Raw genomic sequence first — 22,788 nt, 5'->3', positions numbered from 1 at the left:
TAAAAAAACAAAAAATACAAAGTTATCTTTTTATATTTTGACAATAACACAACTGGCGTCAATATATTGATTATTAATGAAAAAAGAAGCAATGTGAATATAAGCATGTCATTAACCTGAAGAAATCATAATATCAATATTGCATTTAATCTAAATAAATCATGCTATTTTTATGATTAAAATAGCCTATACTCTTAACCATAAAATTAACCGATCCATTAGCTAACATGAATCCGCAGCGCATTTGTAAAGAAACGCTGCGGTGAACTCATTATTTTTTATTATCAGTATAGGTATATCCGTAATGATTATAGCCATAACTATAATAACTACTTGCTTTCTTTATTATACCGTTCAAGATACATCCCTTAACAATAACACCACTTTGTTCAAATCGTCTGACGCTCACTTCAATTTCTTTTGCTGTATTCTGTTCAAACCTAGCAACAAGTAACGTAGTGCCAACATAATTACCTATGATTGCGGCATCCGTAACCGCTAATATTGGCGGCGTATCTAATACAACGATCTCATAATTCTGGCTAGCCCACGAAAGAAGTGCGTCGAAATTCTTATGCATTAAAAGTTCTGCAGGGTTAGGAGGAACAGCACCCCTAGCTATAAAATCAAATCCTGCCATGCTAAGAGGTTGAATAGCTCTTTCTACAGTCATTTTACCAGATAATATATCAGATAAGCCTTTTGTATTCTCAACATTAAATAGATTATGCGTATAACCCTTACGCATATCAGTATCAATAAATAGCACTTTTTTCCCACTTTGAGCAATAACAGCTGCTAAGTTAGTGCTAACAAATGTTTTACCAGCATTTGGACTTGCGCCTGATATCATAAGGATATTATTCCTAGATTCCATCATCGCAAAATGCAAGCTTGTTCGTAAGCCGCGAATAGCTTCAATTGCTAAATCTGCTGGATTCTCCACTGCTAAAAATGCCTGCTTAATATCGTAATTTTTATTTTTCCAGCTAGCCTTTTTGACTGCATTATTCGCAAAAGCTTCAGAGACAGGTATACTTGCATATACATTGATACCTAATTCCTCTAATTGTTCTGGTGACTCGATTCCACGACGTAAGAACACTCGTAAAAGAACTATACCTATTGCAACAACGCTACCGAATATGAATCCAATAAGTATTATCACAATTTTTTTAGGCTTTACTGGTTTTGTCTGAGCTACCGCGTTGTCAATGATTCTTACATTACCAATCGCACTCGACTTGGCAATATTGAGCTCCTGTTGTCGATTGAGTAATTGCATGTAGACTGCTCTACCAGATTCAACATCTCGACTCAAACGCAATATTTCTTGCTGTGTTTCAGGCATTACTGAAACTCGTTTGTTTAATTTAGCTTTTTCTTCCTGAAGAGTTTTTCTTTTTTCCATTAATGCCTTATAGTTTGGGTGCTCTTTCGTATATAACTGAGAGATCTCAGACTCTCTGAATGTCAAATCATTTAACTGATTATCAACATTTACAATTTGCTCTAATACAGATTTGGCCTCCAGCGACAAATCTACGGAATCATTTTTACGCCGATACTCATTAAGCTTATCTTCTGCAACATCAAGATCATTTCTTACTTTCGGTAGTTGATTGCTCAAAAACTCTAAGCTTTTTGCATCTTGAGCAGCTTGACGTGCAATATTTTGAGATAAATAATTGTTGCTTATACTATCTATAATATTAGTTATCAATTCAGGATTATCACCTGTTATCGATAATACTAATATTCCAGTATCTTTCCCTTGGTCTGCTACAGAAAGAACTTCTTGTAATTTTGTAATTGCTTCGAGCCGTGTTATATAAGATATCGTAAACTTTGAACCTGGTTCAGCATCTATTTTATCAACTTTTATTGATATTCCTTTATCATCCAGCAGTTCACCAACTTTACCATTAAAAGTAAAGTCATCACCTTTAACAACAAAATGTTCATTATCTTTAACGGTTAATTCCACTTTTGGAACATCGATATCTTCACTTGTCGGAAGATAGAGCCTCGACACTACAAGTTCACCATCTTTCTTGCCCGATAAACGTTGCCAGCCTCGGCCAAAAATTGGGAAATACTTAGGCTTAATCACAGCTTGAAGATTGAGATCATCAACTGTTTTTCCTAAGATCATCCTAGATTTTAGTAAAGCAATTTCTGGTTCTGACTGAGGTTGGCTATCAGGCAGCATTTGAGATAAATTACTTAATATAGCATTAGCCTGTTTTTGCTCGACTTGGATCAATGCATCAGCTTGATAAATTGGTGTGGCAAAAAGAGCATATATGAGCGCACACAATGTAAATAAAGAAGTTACTGCAATAATGAGTTTTCGATGGTCAACAAGCTCGCCTAATAATCGACCTAAATCGATCTCATCTGCGTCGTTTGTTATTAGCTTATTATTTACTGAAGACATGCTTTGATTCCTGATTATTTAGCGCCTATTTTCTCAATCCAACGTAGCCCAGATTGCTCTATCAATTGATAAACAGAAGAAAATGCCTCTTCACTTTTATGGTAAGGATCTGGTATATCACGAGAGCCTAACCAATGCCCAAACAACATCGTCTTCCCACGAGCTTCTGGTGAAATCTGGCTGATTTGCTCTAAATGTTTCTTTTCCATGACCAATATTAAGTCATAATGACGGCCCAATGATGAAGTAAATTGCTGCCCTTTATGTCCGTCAAGTGAAAGACCGTGAAATGCAGCTATTTTTACAGCACTTTCATCCGCCTCATGACCAATTAAAGCGCCGGTCCCTGCGGAATCAATTTTCATATTAGGAAGTCCCTGTCGCAGAAATCGCTCTGCTATTGGCGAGCGACATATATTACCCGTACATACAACTAGGATAGAATTAAGCATAGCCATCACCAAGTTCGAATAAACTTACCAGTCTCTGTCATGTCATGTACACCAGTGATCGTTGGCACTAGCTGTGATATTACACGATTCCAACGAACCAATGGAGCAGTTGTTACATAAACAATATCATAAGGCTGTAATTGAAATTCTGTACCTAATACCATAGCAGAGGCATCTTGTGCATTTAACTGATAAATATTTGCAATTTTTCCTTGCTTGTCATCTTTCAACTGTCTAATAACAAATACGCCTGTGGCATCACTCATTTCTTGTGAGATACCTTCAGCGTTACCCAATGCTTCAGCTAAAGTCATGCCACTGCGGTCCATCTTCATAGTGGCTTGCTTAACAACTTCGCCCATAACAAATACTTTCAGATCATCGTTGCGAGGTACAAACAAAATATCGCCAGGATATAAGAGATGGTTTTGAGATAAATCTCCTTTTTGCATTAACGCGTATAGTGAAATTTTAGTGTCTTTTCCATTATGCGTTAGAACAACATTGCGCCAATCGGCATCAGGAGCCAATCCACCAGCATTATTAATAGCGTCCATTACGGTAAGTGGAATATTTGTGATAGGCTGCTGACCAGATTTAACTACTTCTCCTGTTACGTAGGTTTTTTGCGATCTAAATGCAGCAATACTGACATCAACTTGTGGGCTTTCAATATAAGTTGTCAAGCGGCTAGCGATATCCTGACGCACCTGACTGATGGTTTTCCCAGCAACCTGCAGTTTACCAATATAGGGATAGAAAATCGTGCCATCGGAGTTAACCCAGTTACCGGTGTCGCTGGCACTACGGTATTGCCCGGCCGGAGTAGTCAATTCCGGGTGATCCCATACCGTAACCATCAACACATCGCCAACTCCAATGCGATATTCATAACTACGGAGTAAGTTATCCAGTTGCGGATTGGGACGAGCCAGAACGGTTTCTGGGCGAAGTTGATCAATCAATCCTGGTGTCATCGGATATACATTGACCAACTTATCCAAATCGTAATCACTATCTGGGAGTTCAACCACGTTCTTGCGCAGACTATTTAATCCCTGACCAGGGATAATTGTACAACCCGATAAAAACCCAATAGCCAACGCTAATGCCGAAAATCTAACAATTTTTTTCTTCATAATGTCACATCATCAGTAAATCAAAATTTGCCAATTCCTGAGCAGCTGTCATAGCCGTTGCTTCCCTGCCGGCCTATGGAGAGATAAAAGCTGACTGCGTCCTGCAGCGCTACCACCCTCTCTCCCCTGTTTCAGCATTCAGCCTTATAAACTAAACGGTATCTCTATCCCTGCGCTGGCCCCAACGTCATCTCTGTCGCTGTTGTCAGCGTTGGTATACCATAAAGAAGTGTTCAGTCGAACCGACTGATAGACATCCCCGCTCCAGCCTAGCTGTACACCTTTCAAGGTATCGGCATGTGGGAATGCTTTGTTGATCGACTGGTTCTCCGGGTTAACCTTGGCGTAAACGATGCGCGTACTCCAGCGCTGGTTATCTTCAGTAATCAGCTCAACCTTCCCGGCAATGAGTTGACCATCTCCGCCCATCGCATCCCCCAGCGGATACCCCTGTTGGTAGTAACCATCCTTGTAGATGTGATGCGTATAAATGTAATCAGTGCGGCTCATGTTAGATCTTGTATCGTGCGCCTCAACGTACCAGTTCACCGCATCTTTACCCCAGCCGTGGTGCCCTTCCACTCCTCCCAGGAACATGTTGGCCGATGGTAAATAACCAGACTCATCTTCGCCGATCATTTGTCCGTAGAAGCTCACCGGCCAGCCCAGGGTCGGCTCCAATTTGAATTTAAAGTCAAATCCGGCCAGCTGGTTCCCCGGCTCGTTATCCGTTCCGGTATTGTCTTTCCCTGTAAAGCCATCCCAGAAGCTACTGAATGATTGTGGTCGCCCTTCCCCGCCCCACTGCATAATACGCGACGCACCCAATTCTAAAGACTGGAATGGTGAGAAAGTGAAACGACCGCCGATAATTTTGGCATGGGGTACCGCGGTATATTGATTCATCTGACTGGCTGAAATCTGATACTGCCATGGCCCCACCCAGCGCAACCACCAGGTCTCTGGCGCCGCCTGCTCGGCGCGCTGCATCAGGAAACCGGTCATTGGCCGCATCGCATCACCGCGGATCAGGCTGCCTTCATAACCCGGCCCCCACCACTCCGGCATCTGACCAAATGAGAGCCACTGGTTCCAGAACTTAACCGCACCATAGGCGCCGTTAGCATTAAAACGTGAACCGTTGCTGATGCGCTCATCACCTTCAACGTTACCCTGCAGGTGCACATCCCACCACTCGCCGCTGTTGTTGAACGCCAGGCCTAACGAGTTATCTGCCGGCTGTGTCTGACCAAACCCCTGCGGAGTGCCCGGCTGATCGGTTGAAGTGTAGCCGGTAACCCGGAAATCCGCTTTTAAGGCAGACAGTCGCTGGTTAATACGCGCCAGCACCACTTGTTCAGAAGAATAGGACGGTTTGGCCTTTTTTAGCGCCCGGGAGATCTCTTCCTGGCTCAGCGGCCAGGTCGACAGGCTCAGATGGATGACCCCGCGATCGGAAAGCCAGGCCAGGTCGTTACGCAAGTCGTTGTCATTTACCACTAACCCGGCCGCGTAAGCCTGGGCTCCCAGGGAGGAAAGCAAACCCAACGTCGCGGCAATGCGCGCAATTTTTATCATTGTACAAGATCCATTTTCAGCCCCGCTGTCGTATCTCAATGAGAATGAGGGGAATACCAAGATAGAAAGCGCTCGCGGCACCAGCTGACTTCGCTGTGCAACACCGGCGAGGCAAGTACATTTACCCTAAGCTGCTTGTTAGCCTTATAACATCCACTCAGCTCACAATGTAGGCGAATTTTACCCTACAGGCTATGGATGAGACAGGAAAGTTAATCTCCAGGCGATATCAGCAGCCGCTCCTGGCCAACTTCTGAGGATATCCGTAGAAAATTGATAGATATCTATTGATGATGATCATCCTGACCGGGTCGATATTTACAGCCGTTGAAGAGAACCTCTGTGCAGCAGCAAGCGGCTTCAGCGACGCTACCGCCCCTGGCTTAACAGCTACCAGCGCACTGACTACCTGAACGACTTAATTTTTATCAACCTGTGGATGAATAATTGGTCAGGCCATTATTTTTGGCGGCGTTAAGTTTACGGGATTTCGGTCACAATTGGGAGTGTTGTTACCGAATATCTGCCAATTGATGCCGCCTGTCGTTCTACTGACAAAAAATAAGCGGGTCACCAATTAAGATTATTCACTGATTTCCAGGGTTAGAAATCTTCCCGGTACTGCTACAACATCACACATGCAGCTAACTGACTGTAAAAAAGCGTCTTTTTCCATAGCTCATCATCATGCAAAAATCAGATGATGGCGTTATAGTCAACTACAATTTCTAATAGTTTCCTGTGTCTGGATATTCATTGGATGTGCATCAGGTAACGTCTCAGCGCATTTAAGAAACGTCTGATCAAAGCTATATCCAGGCAAATATTCAATAACAATGTAGTAGCACTTCATTATTTCATAAATATGAATTATCAATTACCGGATATATAGTAGATTATTTTCTTATTTGTCTAATTAACCGGCGAAAACTTAATTTCCCCTGTAAAACAAATGGCGATTACCAGACCTGCTTGTGCAGATCGGTACGCGTAAAGGGTTTATCCAGCGGCCCCACCGCGGTGGCGATTTGTCCCAGCAGGGACTGAGTCGGCGCTTTGCTACCGCTATGTAAAAGGATAAGTGGAACCATCACCAGGCATGCGACACCGCCCCATGAGATATTCACGCTTTCCGGATCAGAGGTACGTTTTTGCAACACCAGGAACAAAGCGCTGCCAGCAGCGCCCAGCAGCAGGCCGGCAATCACTTCCGAGACGGAATGCGCATGGATGACCAGCCGCGAATAGCCCACCACGGCGGCCAGAACATAGCCGGTAATAACGGCCGCTTTACGCAGACCGACGGAGAAACGGGCGCTGAGCAGCCACAGGAAGATAGGCCAGAAGGCCGCGGAGAGCGCGGAGTGGCCGCTGAAGCCGGTGTAATCCAGCTCCCGAATACCCAGACCCCAGCCCATAAAGGCCAGTTTGGAGGCGCAGACGATAGCGCCGGTGATACCGAACAGCAAACCCCACTGCCACGCCAGCAACCGCGACGTTTTACGCAGCATCAGGACAATAAACAGCGCCGCTGCGCTGGGCAGTAAAACGGTGCTATCGCCAAAAAATGAGATGAGTTGCCAGTTCATATACCTGTGATCCTTCGATGATGTCCACTGCCGTGCTCAGGGATTATCCGTAATGTCTGTACCAGCTCGCATGCCAATTCATTTCACATTTTTATGCATGCAAGTGAGATGTTTAAAGCGGAAACATGATCGCAGTCAAGTTTTATTTTTGGCTGACGTTGACCGCTTTCCCTGCGCTTTAGGAATTGTCGCACTAAGTGACTATTCATAAAGCATTATTGCCGCTACTCCGACCATTGCACCACATAGGCCAGAGACAAACTACCAGAAGTCTCCGAAGCCATACGTTTCTTTACAATCGTTATAACATTCACATTATGAATAATTTCTGCATAACGTTATGAGCGGCAGGACGAATGTTCACGCCCTGCCCCCCGGCACTACGCTGGCGCTCAGGCCAGCAGTTTTTTAATGCTTTCGCGGAATTTGGCGCCTTCTTTCAGGTTACGCATCCCGTAGGTGACGAAGGCCTGCATGTAGCCCATTTTCTTCCCGCAGTCGTAGCTTTCGCCGGTCATCAGCATCGCGTCGACGGACTGCTTCTTCGCCAGTTCGGCAATGGCGTCGGTCAGCTGGATACGGCCCCATGCGCCCGGCTCGGTACGTTCCAGTTCGGCCCAGATATCCGCCGACAGCACATAGCGCCCCACCGCCATCAGATCGGAGTCCAGAGTCTGCGGCTCGTCCGGTTTTTCAATAAACTCGACGATACGCGCCACCTGGCCTTCAGCCACCATCGGCTCTTTGGTCTGGATGACGGAGTATTCGGAGAGATCGCCCGGCATGCGTTTCGCCAGCACCTGGCTGCGGCCGGTCTCGTTAAAGCGGGCGATCATAGCGGCGAGGTTATAGCGCAGCGGGTCAGCGGTGCCGCCGTCAAGGATGATATCCGGCAGGACCACCACAAACGGGTTGTCGCCGACTACCGGGCGGGCGCAGAGGATGGAGTGGCCCAGGCCCAGCGGCTGCGCCTGACGCACGTTCATGATGGTCACGCCCGGCGGGCAAATGGCCTGCACTTCCGCCAGCAGCTGGCGCTTCACGCGCTGTTCCAGCAGGGCTTCCAGCTCGTAGGAGGTGTCGAAGTGGTTTTCCACCGCGTTCTTCGAGGAGTGCGTCACCAGAACAATCTCTTTGATCCCGGCGGCGACGATTTCGTCAACGATGTACTGAATCATTGGCTTATCAACGATCGGCAGCATCTCCTTTGGAATTGCCTTTGTGGCCGGCAGCATATGCATGCCTAGTCCTGCGACCGGAATAACCGCTTTCAAATTCGCCATATTCATCTTCACCTGTTTGGTTGCAAAACACGCGGTTTTGCAAAATTGTACATGTCACAAATCCATTGGAACTGATAATACACGGATACTGCCCGGGCATCTGCCCGCCAAATTCTTAAATTCACTGTCACGTAAAAGAATACACACAACTCCCTTTTACCAACAGTCAGAAGTGAGAATAATCTTATTTTCGTTCAGGTTATTCAGCGGCTCGTTCCTTTGCGCCGCGCGATGTGGCTGAGAGGCCCGTCTATCGGGGTCTGTTGGCCGCCGGCCCCGCCGCGCCGCGCGTATGCCTGGAAAGAATAGATAGAGATAATAAATTTCGCCAGGCAATATATTTCAGCATAAACAGCCGGATATGACGACATATTAGCCTGAATCCGCGACGGTGAACTGCGATCCGCCCTATTCTGCACTCACTTCATAATATGAATTATGCCGGTTTTGTGAGCGGGCTTCGCGCTTCGCTTCTGCTCTGCGCATCCGCGCTCGCCGTGACGAACCGCGGGAGGAAGGCCTTTTGCCGCCCTCGCTGAAACGCAGCGGAAAAAGTTCTGATATCGGCAAGCTTATTCCATGGTCGCCGCCATGGTGTTATTTTTTCACTGTTCTTTTCCGGAACATAATTCTTATCGGTTCGCTTAATCCGCTGGAAATATATCCACCCACGGCAGGGCGATATCCGCGTCGTTATTGCATTTTAGACTCATCTTATCCATGATCGTGGTAACACATACCGCAGTCGTACAGGTTTTAATACATATGGAATGGATTGCCGATCCGTCAATCTGGGCAGGTCTCGTCACGCTGGTGGTTATCGAACTGGTGTTGGGTATCGATAACCTGGTCTTTATCGCTATCCTCGCCGAGAAACTCCCTCCCGCCCAGCGCGACCGCGCGCGGATCACTGGCCTGATGCTGGCGATGGTCATGCGTCTTCTGCTGCTGGCCTCTATCTCCTGGCTGGTCACCCTGACCAAACCGCTGATTGTTTTTCACGACTTCAGCTTTAGCGCCCGCGATTTGATTATGCTGTTTGGCGGCCTGTTTCTGCTGTTTAAAGCGACCGTCGAGCTTAATGAGCGGCTGGAGGGGAAAGACAGCGATAACCCCACCCAGCGCAAAGGGGCGAAATTCTGGGCCGTCGTGGCGCAGATCGTGGTGCTCGACGCCATCTTCTCACTCGACTCGGTGATCACTGCCGTCGGCATGGTTGATCACCTTGCGGTGATGATGGCCGCCGTGGTTATCGCCATCAGTCTGATGCTGATGGCCAGCAAGGCGCTGACGCGCTTCGTTAACAGCCACCCGACCATCGTGATCCTCTGTCTGAGCTTCCTGCTGATGATCGGCTTCAGTCTGATTGCTGAAGGCTTCAGCTTTATCATTCCGAAAGGCTATTTATATGCGGCCATTGGCTTCTCGGTCATGATTGAAGCGCTTAACCAGCTGGCGCAGTTTAACCGCCGTCGCTTCCTCTCCGCCAATATGACGCTGCGTCAGCGCACTACCGAAGCGGTGATGAATTTGCTGAGCGGGCAGAAAGAAAAAGCTGAACTGGATGCTGACACGGCGTCGCTGGTCGCCGATCAGGATCAACATCCACTGTTTAATCCGCAGGAACGACTGATGATTGAGCGGGTGCTGAACCTTAATCAGCGCAGCGTCAGCAGTATTATGACGTCGCGCCATGATATCGAGCGCATCAACCTTAGCGCGCCGGAGGAAGAGATCCGCAGCCTGGTGGAGAAAAATCAGCATACCCGTCTGGTGGTCACCGGCGGGAAAGATAATGAAGATCTGCTGGGGGTGGTGCATGTTATTGACCTGCTCCAGCAGTCCCTGCGCCAGGAGCCGCTGGATCTGCAGGCGCTGGTGCGTCAACCGCTGGTCTTCCCGGAGGGTCTGCCGCTCCTCTCGGCGCTCGAGCAGTTCCGCCAGGCCCGCACCCATTTTGCCTTTGTGGTCGATGAGTTTGGCTCCGTCGAGGGGATTGTGACCCTCAGCGACGTGATGGAGACCATCGCCGGTAATCTGCCCAATGAGGTGGAGGAGATCGATGCCCGGCACGATATTCAGCATCATCAGGACGGTTCGTGGACGGTCAATGGCCATATGCCGCTGGAGGACCTTGTGCAGTACGTTCCGCTGCCGCTGGATGATAAACGTGAGTATCACACCGTTGCCGGTCTGTTGATGGAGTATTTGCAGCATGTGCCGCAGGTGGGGGAAACCATTGAGATTGACGGTTATACGCTGCGCACGCTGCAGGTCGACAGCCATCGGGTGCAGAAGGTGCAGATCGTCCCGCCGGTAAAGCAGGATGAGCTGGATTATGAGGTGTAATCGTCAGGCATAAAACGGCCCGGGGTATCCCGGGCCGTAAAATTGATAGCCAGATATCCTGTTTAATGCCTGATGGCGCTTCGCTTATCAGGCCTACGGAATGGCGAACTAATCGGGGTATGGCACCCTCCATATAATCCAGGCCGGGTCAGGCGTAGCTGCCACACTGCCTGATGGCACTTCGCTTATCAGGCCTACGGGATGGCGAACTAATCGGGGGGTGACACCCACCGTATAATCCAGGCCGGGTCAGGCGTAGCCGCCACACTGCCTGATGGCGCTTCGCTTATCAGGCCTACGGGATGGCGAACTAATCGGGGTATCACACCCACCGTATAATCCAGGCCGGGTCAGACGCAGCCGCCACACTGCCTGATGGCGCTTCGCTTATCAGGCCTACGGGATGGCGAACTAATCGGGGTATCACACCCACCGTATAATCCAGGCCGGGTCAGGCGTAGCCGCCACACTGCCTGATGGCGCTGCGCTTATCAGGCCTACATTAAGTGGCGACGCAAACGGATGATATTGCGCACATCCCAGGCCGGGTCAGGCGCAGCCGCCACCCGGCATCATCGTGACATCAGACGTTGACGATAAGCACGCAGCCCGGAAACTTCCGGGCCGCGGGGGTGGGAATTACAGCTTATCGAGCAGCTTTTTGGCATCGTTGCCGTCTTTGCTGCCTTTATTACGCTCAACCCAGTCGTTGAGGCGCTGCTTCGCTTCATCCTGCAGCTGTTTGCGCAGGATCTGGTCGACCTGCAGACTGTAGCTCAGCGACTGCCACTCGCCGTAGATGCGCAGCGGGATAGCGGTCTGTTTCAGGCGGTCGATAAGCTTGCCCTCCCCTTTCCAGCCGCCGAGCACGCGCACGTTGAAGCGCATATCGCAGTTCTCTTTCTGCAGATCGAGCTGTCCTTCGCCGGTCATCGCCATCACGTCGGACTGCCCCTGCAGGCGGTTCAGCGTCACCAGCCCGTTATCCAGCGTCAGCCGGCTGCTCACGGAATCCAGGCGGGTGGCATTGTCGTAATTTTCCTGCGCCCGCACGTTGGTGCTGCGCTCCACGGCCTGCTGCACCAGCTGCTGGAAGTTCAGCCCTTCGGTGCGGGTATCGGCCATCTGGAGCTGAGCCTGTCCCTGCCAGTGGCGACGGAAATCATCGGCGTCAATGCGCGTTCCGGAAAATTCGCCGCTCAGCGACAGCTTGCCGGTCAGGTTTAAGGAATAGTTAAAGGCCTTGATCAGCGAACCGATCTCCACATTCTGCAGCGCCGGCTGGAACGTCGCCAGCGGCGTGTCGCCGCGGGCATCCAGGGTGCCAGGGAGAGAGAGCTGCCCGCCATCAAGATTGCCCTGCATTTTGCTGACCGTCAGCAGCCCCTGCTGGTTGCTGATTTCGCTCTGCACCTGGGTAAAGTTCAGACCGCGCCACTGCAGCTGGTCGGCGCTCAGGGCCATTCGGCCGTTGAAGCCGCGCAGGCTCTGGTAATCTTCGCGCTCATCGCTGTCGGCGATCACCGGGCGCAGCGGTCGCGTCTGACTCTGGCCCTGCTGACTGGCGCTACTGTCCGTCGCCGGCGACCTTTGCGCCAGCAGACTATCGAGATCGAGAGTGGTGGCGTGCAAATCCAGCGACCAGTCCGGGCGATCCCCCAGCACCACGCTGCCGCTGCCGGTAACGGTGCTGCGGTTAGCCATCAGATTCAGGTTGTCAAAACGCAGGGTCTTGTCATCTTCCTGCCAGCTGGCCTGCAGACTCCCCTGACCATTAATGCCGTCCGGTGGGAGCTCGGCGCCGCGCAACTGCCAGCTAAGCTGGGTAAAGTCGGCTTTTAAGGAGTGCGGATAATCGCCGCCCTGCACGGTGGCGGAGAAGTTCAGCGCCAGGTCGCGCTGGTCGCGGTTCACCCGGCCGGAGAAATCCACGGTGGCCCGGTGATTCTCATCCTGCTCCATCTGCAGACGGATATCGCGCACGGTCACCTGCTCGCCGTTCTCATGCTGGAAGAAGAGCACGCTGTCGGCCACCTGCAGCTGACGCACATCGTAGGACCATCCGCGATCCTCCGGGGCCAGCGGCAGGGTGTTGTCATGCGGCACCACCGGCGCTGAGCTGTCGCGAACCGCCTCGGTTTTCGGGGTCAGCTGGATCACCGCGCCCTTGAGCATCACCTGCTTAACCTGCAGCTGATGCGAGAGCAGCGGCAGCAGCGCCACGTCGAGGCGCATATTGTCGGCGCGGATCACCGGCTCTTCGGCGCCTCGGGCGGTCAGCGTCATCCGTCCGCTGAGAATGCTGAGCTGCGGCCAGACGTGCCAGCGCAGCGGGCCATCAAGGTCAAGCTGATAACCGCTGCGCTCTGCCACCTCATGCACCATATAGGCGCGAAAATCGTTGGGATTGACCAGCAATACCAACGAGGTAAGCCCGGCGACTATGACCGCCAGCAGGATCATCAGCGTTGTCAGTATTCGTCTCATGGCACCCTCAGCAACACCCCGTTGACGTTATCAATCCTTGTCGATTCGGCTCGCCACCGCGCCCTGCTGGTCGCGATATTTGGCGTCTTCACGGCGGTTATACGGCCGGGCCGCCGGGCCCGATAACGGTTCAAAGCTCAGCGCGCCGATGGGCATCCCCGGGCGCAGCGCCAGCGGCAGCTTACCGGAGTTGTAAAACTCAAGCACGATGCAGCCGGACCAGCCTGGATCGATACGGTGCGCGGTAACGTGCACCATCAGCCCCAGGCGCGCCAGCGAGGAGCGTCCGTCCAGCCAGCCTACCAGGTCGGCAGGCAGGGTGACAGACTCGTAGGTCACCGCCAGCGCCAGTTCGCCCGGATGCAGGAAAAAGGCCTCCCCTTCCGGCAGGACGATCTCTTCGCTCATCACCCGGTCCAGCGCGGCGCTGACCTCGGCCTTCGGGCCGCTTAAATCGATAAACGGCGCCGTGTGGCCACGGAAGGTGCGAAATTTATTACCCAGCCGTACATCAACCGTCGCGCCATTAATACGCTCAACGGGCGGACGCGGATTGATGGCGAGTCGCCCTTCATCCAACCAGGCTTCGATATCTCGGTCACACAGACGCATGGGCTTTCTCCTTATAAGGCTGCTTCCCGCACGCTTCGCGGCGGAGAGGGCAACAGGGCTACTCTTTGCACGTTACACAATTCGGCCAGGTTATTCAAAGAACTGACTGATTTTGGCCTTCAGAATATCAATAGCGATGCGGTTTTTGCCGCCGCGCGGCACGATGATGTCGGCATACTGCTTCGACGGTTCAATAAACTGCAGGAACATCGGGCGCACGGTTTTCTGATACTGGGCCATCACCGAGTCCATGGAGCGGCCGCGCTCGTTAACGTCGCGCTTAATACGGCGCATCAGGCAAATATCGAGAGGGGTGTCGACGAAAATAGAGAAGTTGAGCTCGTTACGCAGGCGCGCATCGGTCAGCAGCAGGATCCCTTCAAGGATAATCACCTTCTTCGGCTCGACGTGAATGGTGTTCGGCGTGCGGGTATGCTCGACGTAGCTATAGACCGGCAGTTCAATCGGCTGGCCGCTTTTCAGCATCTGCAAATGCTGGAACAACAGACTGTGGTCCATTGAGCTCGGGTGGTCATAGTTGGTTTTGACGCGCTCTTCCATCGACAGATGGCTTTGATCTTTGTAATAGCTGTCTTCCGGAATGACGCCAATATGTTCGTCGCCAACTTGTTCACGCAATTCGCGATAGAGAGTACTGGCGATAAGACTTTTGCCAGAAGCCGATGCGCCGGCGATGCCTACAATGACGCACTGATGGGACATATCAGTCATAAATTTTTGCGACCTGATTAACCTGGATAGAGATGGAGGGTGGCGGCGGACCGCCAAACGCGGCAATTATAGGGATTTCAGCGTCCCGATACCAGTGGTATGCGCCCCGGGCGGCTATTCCGCCGCCGGCGCCCAGTCATCGGTATACCAGATATGCAACAGCGCGTAGGATCGCATCGGCTGCCAGCGGCGGGCATAGCGGGCGATGGCGGCCGGGGTCATTCCCGGAAAGCGCTGTTTAATCAGGTAATCATCCGGCAAAAAGACATCTTTCGCCTGCCAGCCGCGCAGGGCAAAGTAGTTTGCCGTCCAGCGGCCAATCCCGGGCAGGGTCTGCAGTTGACGCAGCCCGGCGTCAATATCCGCCGGCGCCGTCAGGGGCAGCTCGCCGTTGAGCGCCGCCCGGGCGAGGTGGATCAGCGCCTCCGCGCGTCGCAGCGGCATCCCCAGCGCCTTCAGCGCCTGCGGATCGGCACGGGACAGCGCCTCTGGCGTCGGGAACAAGACATATCCAGGCGCCTCCGCCAGCGGTTCGCCCCAGCCAGCCGCCACTTTGGCGGTGAGCCGGGCGGCCATCGCCACGCTCACCAGCTGGCCCAGCACCGCGCGCACCGCCTGCTCGAAGGCATCCAGCGCCCCCGGCAGGCGCAGCCCCGGCCGCGCCTGCGGCAGGTCGCCCAGCGTGCGAGCGACCTGCCGCGGGTCGCAGGCTAAATCAAACAGCTGGCCAATTCGCGCATAGCAGATCTCCGCCACCGGCTGCAGCCCGGGGGAAAGGGTCACCCGCAGGCCCTGCGCCTCTTCGTCCGGCGCCAGATGAATCAGCCCGCGGTGGCCTTCCACGCCAAAGCTGCGGCTGTAGCCCCCATCGTGAAAACGCTCGACGCCGGCGACCGCGCGCGCCTGCAGAAAACCAACCATCCACGCCCAGTCATAGGGCGGGGTCCAGGGTAACAGCACCATAAGCTCTCCTTTATATAGCGTTTCAATGATAGTCGCCCTTGACCATCAGCGCCTTGCTTTTAAATTCCGGTTGTCGGCATGGCGACGATCCGCTAAAGTCGCCCCCCTTCTTCACCGGCATGGGGATTTTGCAGACGATGTTTATTGGTTTTGACTACGGCACCGCCAACTGTTCGGTGGCCGTGATGCGGGAAAATACCCCCCAGCTGTTAACGCTGGAAAACGGCAGCGCCCTGTTGCCCTCCATGCTCTGCGCGCCGACGCGCGAAGCGGTCAGCGAGTGGCTCTATCGCCATCATGATGTCCCCACCCACAGCGACGAAAACCAGGCGCTGCTGCGTCGGGCCATTGCAGCCAACCGCGACGAAGATATCGAGGTGCTGCGCAACAGCGTGCAGTTCGGTCTCGCCTCGCTGCAGCAGTATGTTGAAGATCCGGAAGAGGTCTACTTCGTTAAATCGCCCAAATCCTTCCTCGGCGCCAGCGGGCTGAAGCCGCAGCAGGTGGCCCTGTTTGAAGACCTGGTCTGCGCCATGATGCTGCATATCAAGCTGCAGGCCGAAAGCCAGCTGCCCGAGCAGATCGACCAGGCGGTGATTGGCCGACCGATTAACTTCCAGGGCCTAGGCGGCGATGAGGCGAACGCCCAGGCGCAGGGGATCCTTGAGCGGGCCGCCCACCGAGCCGGTTTCCGCGATGTGGTCTTTCAGTTTGAACCGGTGGCCGCCGGGCTCGATTTCGAAGCGACCCTCAGTGAAGAAAAGCGGGTGCTGGTCGTCGATATCGGCGGCGGGACCACCGACTGCTCCCTGCTGCTGATGGGCCCGCAGTGGCGGGAGCGCGCCGACCGCCAGCAGAGCCTGCTCGGCCACAGCGGCTGCCGCATCGGCGGTAACGATCTCGACATTGCCCTGGCCTTCAAATGCCTGATGCCCCTCCTCGGCATGGGTGGCGAAACGGAGAAAGGCACCGCGCTGCCGATCCTCCCGTGGTGGAACGCGGTGGCGATCAACGACGTGCCGGCGCAGAGCGATTTCTACAGCACCGCCAACGGCCGCCTGCTGAACGATCTGCTGCGCAGCGCCCGGGATGCCGACAAGGTGGCTCTGCTGCTGAAGGTCTGGCGCCAGCGTCTCAGCTATCGTCTGGTGCGCAGCGCCGAAGAGAGCAAAATCGCCCTCTCCAGCGCCGCCAGCGTCGAAACCGCGCTGCCGTTTATTCAGGACGATCTGGCCACCGCCATCGCCCAGCAGGGTCTGGAAGCCGCGCTGGATCAGCCCCTGACCCGCATTATGGAACAGGTGCGGCTCGCGCTCGACAGCAGCCAGACCACCCCGGATGTGATCTATCTTACCGGCGGCAGCGCCCGTTCGCCGCTGATCAAAAAGGCGCTGGCCGCTCAGCTGCCGGGTATTCCGCTGGCCGGCGGCGATGATTTTGGCTCGGTGACCGCCGGGCTGGCCCGCTGGGCGCAGGTGGTTTTCCGCTAGCCCTCGCCCGGCGCTGCCGCGCAGCAGGTCTGTCCTGATCCTGGCGCTGCAGATTACGCTGGAATATTCCTGGTCTCCCACGCAAAATGGCCTGTTCGTCCGGACAGGCCTGTCCACTCTTCCCCATTTCAGGGGGCGTATTATCCATACCGTAGCCAGATGTCTGCGGTCTGTATCGTTGGCTTGCCGCAAGGGGGCGTGATTGAAAAGGGTGTCTGCGATCTTCGCAGCGGTCCGGCGTTGCCGGCCGCAGTTCCTGGCAGGCTGGCTGCTCAGCTGTGGATTATTCTTGCTGCTGGTCGCCCCACAGGCGCAGGCGGCGACGCGCCAGGTGGGCATTGATATTCCGGTCCAGTGGTACGCGGACGCCAGCGGCCAGATGACCCTCGATCGCTTCGCCGCCCTGCCCACAGACCAGCTCGCCACCACCCGGCAGATCCCCTCCTTTGGTTATTCGCGAAAAACCTGGTGGCTGCGCAGCGAACTGCCGGGAACGTGGTTTGCCGGGGAGCCGCGCTGGCTGCAGCTGGGCCCCTCTTTTGTCGACCATCTGACTATTTACTACCGGCCTCTGGGCAGCGATGCCCCCTGGGCACAGCGCACCTTTGGCGACCGCGACGGCGCCCGCGAGAGCGACCTGCACTACCGCGAAAGCGTGCTGATCCTCCCCCCGCCGCCGACCGCCGCCGGCTATGAGGTGGTCTTTCGCCTGCAGAGCACCAGCACTCTGATCCTGCTGGCCTCGCTCTCTTCGCCGCAGGAATTTGTACAGCGGGCGACCGCCGACACCGCGTTCTGGAGCTTCTATTTCGGCCTGGCCGCTGTCGCCAGCGGCGTGGCGCTGTGGCTGGCGCTGGCGCTGCGCCGGCGTCTGCTGTGGGGCATCTGTCTTTTCTCGCTCAATTATCCGCTGGTGGCCGCTCTGCACGGCTTCCCGGAGTGGTTCTTCGGCCACGCCGCGCTGCCCTTCCAGGATTTTATGATCAGTAGCCTCTCGCTGTTCAGCTATGCCACCGCCCTCTGGCTGCATAGCGAGATTTTTGATCTGAAGAAGAATATGCCGCGACTTCATCAGCTGCTGATCGCCGCCGTGATACTCAACCTGGTACTGCAGGTCAGTATTCCGCTCGGGTTTTACGGCTTCGCGATGCAGATTGAAGGGGTAGTATTCATCATTATCACCCCGGTGCTGCTGTTCACCTCCTGGTGGCTGTGGCGCAAAAAAGCTATCGACCGTACCACCCTGCTGCTGGGTCTGCTGCCGCCGTTCTATGTCGTCGCCGCGGTGCTGGTGCAGTTGTCGATCCATGGGATTATCCCGTTCCATATGGCGATCTATTCCCTCTGGCAGTACGCGCTGATCGTCCATATCATTACGGTGCTGATCATTGCCATCCTGCGAGTGCGTGCTGAAAACCGCCAGCTGGAGCAGAAGCAGCGCCTGGCGCGCGAACTGCAGATTGAGCGTGAAGCCAGCTTCCACCAGCGGCAGTTTATGGGCATGGTGGCGCACGAATTCCGCACCCCGCTGGCGGTGATCCAGGCGGCGCTGGAGAATCTTCGCCTCTCGGCGGCCTCGACCAGCCAGGAGGCGCGCTTCGATCGCATCGGCCGCGCCGCCACCCGCCTGGTGCAGCTCACCGATAACTGCCTTGCCGACGCCCGGCTCGCCTCCCACGATCTGCACGTCGAGCGCCAGCAGACCGCCCTGCTGACGGTAATCAACATGGCCGCCTCGGTGGTGGCCATCTCCCATGATCACTACCTGAACATCCGCCAGCACGGCGCGGTGGAAAGCCCGCAGCTGCAGGCCGATGCCGGCCTGCTGTGCATCGCCATCGCTAATCTGCTGGATAACGCCGTCAAGTATTCGCCCCCCGGTGAAATCGCCATCGATATTCATTCCGATGCCGGGCAAACGGAGCTGCGCATTCGCGACCACGGCCCGGGACTCCCCGCCGGACAGGCGGAACTGATCTTTGAGCGCTACCGCCGCGGCGAGCACACATCGCCGGTGCCAGGCGGCACCGGTCTCGGACTGTATGTTGCGCGTCAGATAGTGCAGGCTCATGATGGCAAACTGTGGCTGGCCGAGCATGGCCCGGACGGCTGCACCTTTATTCTCACCCTCCCCACGGTTGCTTAAGAGGAGAACGACGTATGGCTTTACGGCTGGCGATAATTGAAGATAACGCCGATCTGCTGGATGAACTGCTGGCCTGGCTGGGCTATCGCGGCTTCGAGGTGTGGGGGACGCGCAGCGCCGAAGCCTTCTGGCGGCAACTGCACAGCCATCCGGTGGATATCGTGCTGGTTGATATCGGCCTGCCCGGCGAGGATGGCTTCAGCGTACTGAACTATCTGCATGAGCTGGGGCACTACGGTCTGGTGGTGGTCAGCGCCCGCGGTCAGCAGCAGGATAAACTGCAGGCGCTGAGCCTTGGGGCCGATGCCTATCTGATCAAACCGGTAAACTTCGCCCATCTTGCCGAGACCCTCACCGCCCTCGGCGCGCGCCTGCGCCAGGACCGTCCGGCGGCTCCGCCTGCGGAGGCGATCGGCACGCCGCCGGCCGTCTCCCCCGGCAGCTGGCGTCTGCAAGAGGATAAACTGATTTCACCCGACGCCCGGACGCTGGAGTTAACCCAGCAGGAATATCGCCTGGTGGAGCTCCTGATGCGCAATCGCAACGAAGTGTGCAGCAAACTGGATCTCCATGCCTGCCTGTTTTCCCATGAAAGCGAGCCTGACCTGCACCGGATCGACGTGGTGGTTAGCCGCCTGCGTCACAAGGCACGCCAGCAGGGGATCCACCTGCCCGTTCGCGCAATCTTTGGTAAGGGACTGGCCTTTATTTCCTGAACGACGGGGCGCGTCGGCGGCCGCGCGGGATATAAAAAACTCGTAAGTGTTAATTTTTCTCATTTTCTGAGAGAAATGAGAGGAATGAGACTGACGATGACCTTAAGAACTTTCTTATAGTGCTAGCACATCAGGATGATGGCGTAAGATTTTCACGGGACAGAAAAGCATATAACAAAACGTATTAGCCGTTCGCGGCAAATTCTGACACCATGCAACACAATCAGGGTAAAAACGATGGCCATGCAAACGTGGTTAGTTTTATTGCTATGCATTTTTTTCTTCAGCATCTCTGTATACAGTTTTATTTCCTATCTGAAAGACAGGAGGCGGCAGAAATTTACTTTTAACGATAAGCGTTCGATGCGTCGTAAATAATTCACTTTAAAATAATAAAAAATTATTGTAAGTACTTTTATATCTTCAACACACCGCATACGCCCGGAGGATTTGTCACAGCATGGCGTTATGTTTTGCGTAAGGAAATAACGCCATGAGAAACATTAATGTCACCATCAACACCCGCAACGCCTTTGTCCGTGAATCGCTGGTGGCCATGGTCAATGACCTCACCCGGGGCGATCTGCGGGCGCGTTTTTCCTGGCGTAACACCGATCTGTCAGCTGAAGATATCATTATCTGCGAAGTGATCCCCGGGGAAATATACCTGTGTAATACCCTGATTAAGAACAGAAAAAGAGGAAGCTCGCTGATTATCCTCCATAGCTATGACCAGCTGCCGGAAGATGAGTTCATGATTAACTGCCTGAAAGGGGTCATTTTTGTTTCGCTAAAAACGGCCAGTATTCCGCAATTGCTGACGATCATTAAAAGCGAGCTCCAGCATTGTATGACCCCCACGGCTACCGACGCCGCAGGCCGGGAACTCAGCTGCGCCAGCTGTCCGCATCGCGTGTTATCGCGATCGCAGACCGCCGTAGTGCACGGTATTCTCGAAGGGCTGGATATGAGTAAAATCGCCGCCCTGCAGCGTGTGAGTCCCCGCACCGCCGCCTATCATAAGAATAAGATCATGGAAAAATACAGCCTGAATAATAATCATGAATTTTTCCAGTTTATGAATCTTTTACGTGAGCGCTGGTAGGCAAACAGCAGCACAAAAAAATAAGATATTGACCTGGCTATATTGTCGGAAATCCGAAAATAGTCGCAGGATGCTAAAAAATATCCAGCGCTGGCGGACATAATGTTAAACTCTGACGCTTCCTCGGTATAAAGACGTTACCGCCCGTCTTTATATAATAAAAAACACGCTACACGAGGAAAACTGATACTTCGTCACATTGCCCCTGACGTGCCTGTCAGGGGTCCTTTTTTCCTTGTGGAATAGCGCCCTCAGTGAAAGGGCGCGGCAGGATCAGGCTTCCGCTTTCTCCACTTCCCAGTCCGGCTGCGCTTCCTCGTCGGTCAGTAACCCTTCATTTTTCGACAGCATCGCGGTGGCGATGCCATTACCCAGCACGTTGATGGCAGAGCGCCCCATGTCGAGGAAATGGTCGATACCCATCAGCAGCAGGATCCCGGCGACCGGTATATTGAAGCTGGGGATCGTCGCCGCCAGCACCACCAGCGCCGAACGCGGCACCCCGGCGATACCTTTCGAGGCCAGCATCAGGGTCAGCATCATGACCGTAATCTCGCTAAAGCTCAGCGGCACGTTATAGGCCTGGGCGATAAACATCGCGGCGAAGGAGCAGTAGACCATCGAGCCAACGAGGTTGAACGAGTAGCCAATCGGCAGGACGAACGAGACGATATTGCGCGAGCAGCCAAACTTCACCAGTCGCTCGAGGGTCTTCGGATAGGCCGCTTCCGAGCTGCTGGTGGTAAAGGCCACCAGCACCGGATCTTTCAGCATGTTCAGCAGGCGGAAAACCTCTTTTTTCAGCACCATATAGCCGACGGCAATCAGCACCGAGCTGGTCAACAGCACCGCCAGGTAGTAGCCGCCGATGAACGAAGCATAGTTGAGCAGGATCCCCAGCCCCTGGGAGGCAATCACCGACGAGATGGCGGCGAAGATGGCCAGCGGCGCAACGTACATCACATAGCCCGTCACCTTCAGCATAATGTGCGACACCACGTTAAGGGCCGCCACCAGCGGAGCATTAAACTTCTCCCCCAGCGACGCGCCGGCGATGCCGAAGAACATCGAGAACACCACGATCTGCAGGATCTCGTTGTTGGCCATCGCCTCGGTGATGCTGGTGGGGATGGTGTGCGACAGGAACCCTTTCAGGCTCATGCCGCTGACCGCCAGGCCGGTATCCACCGCCTCTTTCGGCACCGCCAGGTTTAACCCGGCGCCCGGGTGCTGGAAGGTGACGATCACCAGCCCGACGAGAATGGATAATACCGAGGAGGTGATGAACCACACCATCGCCTTCCCGCCTACCCGGCCAATGGTCGCCGTCTCACCGAGACGCATAATGCCGACCGTCAGGGTGCTGAACACCAACGGCGCGATGACCATTTTGATCAACCGCAGAAACAGATCGGTCAGCAGCGTAATGTTGTCCGCCCAGGCGGAGATGGTGGTCGGCGTCGCGTAGGCATGGATAGCCGCGCCGGAGAGGATCCCCATCAGCATAAAAATGACGATGAAGAGCGTGAGTTTGTTTGCGTTTGCCACAGCAATGACCCCTGATTATTTAACACGTTGATTTTTAAGTGCATATGTTATTATTATGAGAATGCACTGATTTATTCACCGCATAAATCTAATTAAAGCCCTCCCGGATACAACTATTTTTTACTTTTTTAAACTAAAAGTTGATATCACCCCGTAAAT

The 22,788-nt window shown here is 53.8% G+C and carries 17 protein-coding genes and 1 pseudogene; 7 read left to right on the top strand and 11 right to left on the bottom strand.

Features of this window, described 5'->3' with window-relative positions; genetic code table 11:
* Positions 1-271: 271 nt before the first annotated feature.
* The 4 genes from KHQ28_RS22910 to KHQ28_RS22895 form a co-directional block, all read right to left on the bottom strand.
* A complete protein-coding gene (locus tag KHQ28_RS22910; RefSeq protein WP_032418667.1) occupies positions 272-2,440 on the bottom strand; it encodes a polysaccharide biosynthesis tyrosine autokinase in 2,169 nt (722 codons plus the stop codon).
* Between the two features lie 14 nt (positions 2,441-2,454).
* Entirely contained in the window at positions 2,455-2,892 is a 438-nt protein-coding gene (locus KHQ28_RS22905) for a protein-tyrosine-phosphatase (protein WP_032419448.1), read from the bottom strand.
* Between the two features lie 5 nt (positions 2,893-2,897).
* Complete coding sequence (locus tag KHQ28_RS22900) at positions 2,898-4,031, bottom strand: polysaccharide export protein (protein WP_032418666.1); 1,134 nt, start codon at positions 4,029-4,031, stop codon at positions 2,898-2,900.
* A gap of 144 nt (positions 4,032-4,175) precedes the next feature.
* Positions 4,176-5,609: a capsule assembly Wzi family protein gene (locus KHQ28_RS22895; protein ID WP_032418664.1), complete on the bottom strand. Its 1,434-nt coding sequence runs from the start codon at positions 5,607-5,609 to the stop codon at positions 4,176-4,178.
* A 290-nt stretch (positions 5,610-5,899) separates the two neighbouring features.
* On the opposite strand from KHQ28_RS22895, the gene KHQ28_RS22890 reads away from it, so the two are divergent.
* Positions 5,900-6,022 carry a hypothetical protein gene (locus KHQ28_RS22890; RefSeq protein ID WP_020324291.1) on the top strand — a complete coding sequence of 41 codons (123 nt, stop codon included), beginning with the start codon at positions 5,900-5,902 and terminating at the stop codon, positions 6,020-6,022.
* A 546-nt stretch (positions 6,023-6,568) separates the two neighbouring features.
* Here the strand turns inward: KHQ28_RS22890 and KHQ28_RS22885 are convergent.
* Positions 6,569-7,198 (bottom strand): phosphatase PAP2 family protein, encoded by a 630-nt coding sequence (locus tag KHQ28_RS22885; protein ID WP_032418662.1) that lies wholly within the window; start codon positions 7,196-7,198, stop codon positions 6,569-6,571.
* Positions 7,199-7,558: 360 nt separating this feature from the next.
* Positions 7,559-8,487, bottom strand: a pseudogene (galF, locus tag KHQ28_RS22880) (GalU regulator GalF).
* Between the two features lie 759 nt (positions 8,488-9,246).
* Here galF and KHQ28_RS22875 point away from each other — a divergent pair.
* Positions 9,247-10,830: a TerC family protein gene (locus tag KHQ28_RS22875; RefSeq protein ID WP_004151147.1), complete on the top strand. Its 1,584-nt coding sequence runs from the start codon at positions 9,247-9,249 to the stop codon at positions 10,828-10,830.
* Between the two features lie 639 nt (positions 10,831-11,469).
* Here the strand turns inward: KHQ28_RS22875 and asmA are convergent.
* The 4 genes from asmA to alkA all read right to left on the bottom strand — a co-directional run bounded on the left by asmA (position 11,470) and on the right by alkA (position 15,624).
* Positions 11,470-13,317, bottom strand: a complete 1,848-nt coding sequence (asmA, locus tag KHQ28_RS22870) for an outer membrane assembly protein AsmA (protein ID WP_004180531.1) — start codon at positions 13,315-13,317, stop codon at positions 11,470-11,472.
* 30 nt (positions 13,318-13,347) lie between these two features.
* Positions 13,348-13,929 carry a dCTP deaminase gene (gene dcd / locus KHQ28_RS22865; protein ID WP_004151145.1) on the bottom strand — a complete coding sequence of 194 codons (582 nt, stop codon included), beginning with the start codon at positions 13,927-13,929 and terminating at the stop codon, positions 13,348-13,350.
* A gap of 90 nt (positions 13,930-14,019) precedes the next feature.
* Positions 14,020-14,661, bottom strand: coding sequence for a uridine kinase (udk, locus tag KHQ28_RS22860; RefSeq protein ID WP_002912442.1), 642 nt, complete (start codon positions 14,659-14,661; stop codon positions 14,020-14,022).
* Between the two features lie 114 nt (positions 14,662-14,775).
* Entirely contained in the window at positions 14,776-15,624 is an 849-nt protein-coding gene (gene alkA / locus KHQ28_RS22855) for a DNA-3-methyladenine glycosylase 2 (RefSeq protein ID WP_032418660.1), read from the bottom strand.
* A 137-nt stretch (positions 15,625-15,761) separates the two neighbouring features.
* On the opposite strand from alkA, the gene yegD reads away from it, so the two are divergent.
* The 5 genes from yegD to KHQ28_RS22830 all read left to right on the top strand — a co-directional run bounded on the left by yegD (position 15,762) and on the right by KHQ28_RS22830 (position 21,081).
* Positions 15,762-17,114 (top strand): molecular chaperone, encoded by a 1,353-nt coding sequence (gene yegD / locus KHQ28_RS22850; protein WP_004151143.1) that lies wholly within the window; start codon positions 15,762-15,764, stop codon positions 17,112-17,114.
* A 289-nt stretch (positions 17,115-17,403) separates the two neighbouring features.
* Entirely contained in the window at positions 17,404-19,260 is a 1,857-nt protein-coding gene (locus tag KHQ28_RS22845; RefSeq protein WP_032419447.1) for a sensor histidine kinase, read from the top strand.
* A gap of 14 nt (positions 19,261-19,274) precedes the next feature.
* Positions 19,275-19,976, top strand: a complete 702-nt coding sequence (locus tag KHQ28_RS22840) for a response regulator transcription factor (RefSeq protein ID WP_004151141.1) — start codon at positions 19,275-19,277, stop codon at positions 19,974-19,976.
* 237 nt (positions 19,977-20,213) lie between these two features.
* Entirely contained in the window at positions 20,214-20,354 is a 141-nt protein-coding gene (locus KHQ28_RS29525) for a small membrane protein (protein WP_004146563.1), read from the top strand.
* Positions 20,355-20,469: 115 nt separating this feature from the next.
* Entirely contained in the window at positions 20,470-21,081 is a 612-nt protein-coding gene (locus KHQ28_RS22830) for a response regulator transcription factor (protein WP_009483956.1), read from the top strand.
* Positions 21,082-21,354: 273 nt separating this feature from the next.
* On the opposite strand, the gene KHQ28_RS22825 is transcribed toward KHQ28_RS22830, so the two are convergent.
* Complete coding sequence (locus tag KHQ28_RS22825; RefSeq protein ID WP_032418658.1) at positions 21,355-22,629, bottom strand: dicarboxylate/amino acid:cation symporter; 1,275 nt, start codon at positions 22,627-22,629, stop codon at positions 21,355-21,357.
* Between the last annotated feature and the right edge of the window lie 159 nt (positions 22,630-22,788).

The sequence above is a fragment of the Klebsiella sp. 28 genome (assembly GCF_018223905.1).
Taxonomy (GTDB): domain Bacteria; phylum Pseudomonadota; class Gammaproteobacteria; order Enterobacterales; family Enterobacteriaceae; genus Klebsiella; species Klebsiella pneumoniae.
The sequence above is the reverse complement of the archived record's forward strand: the minus strand, read 5'-3'. Positions and strand labels throughout refer to the sequence as shown.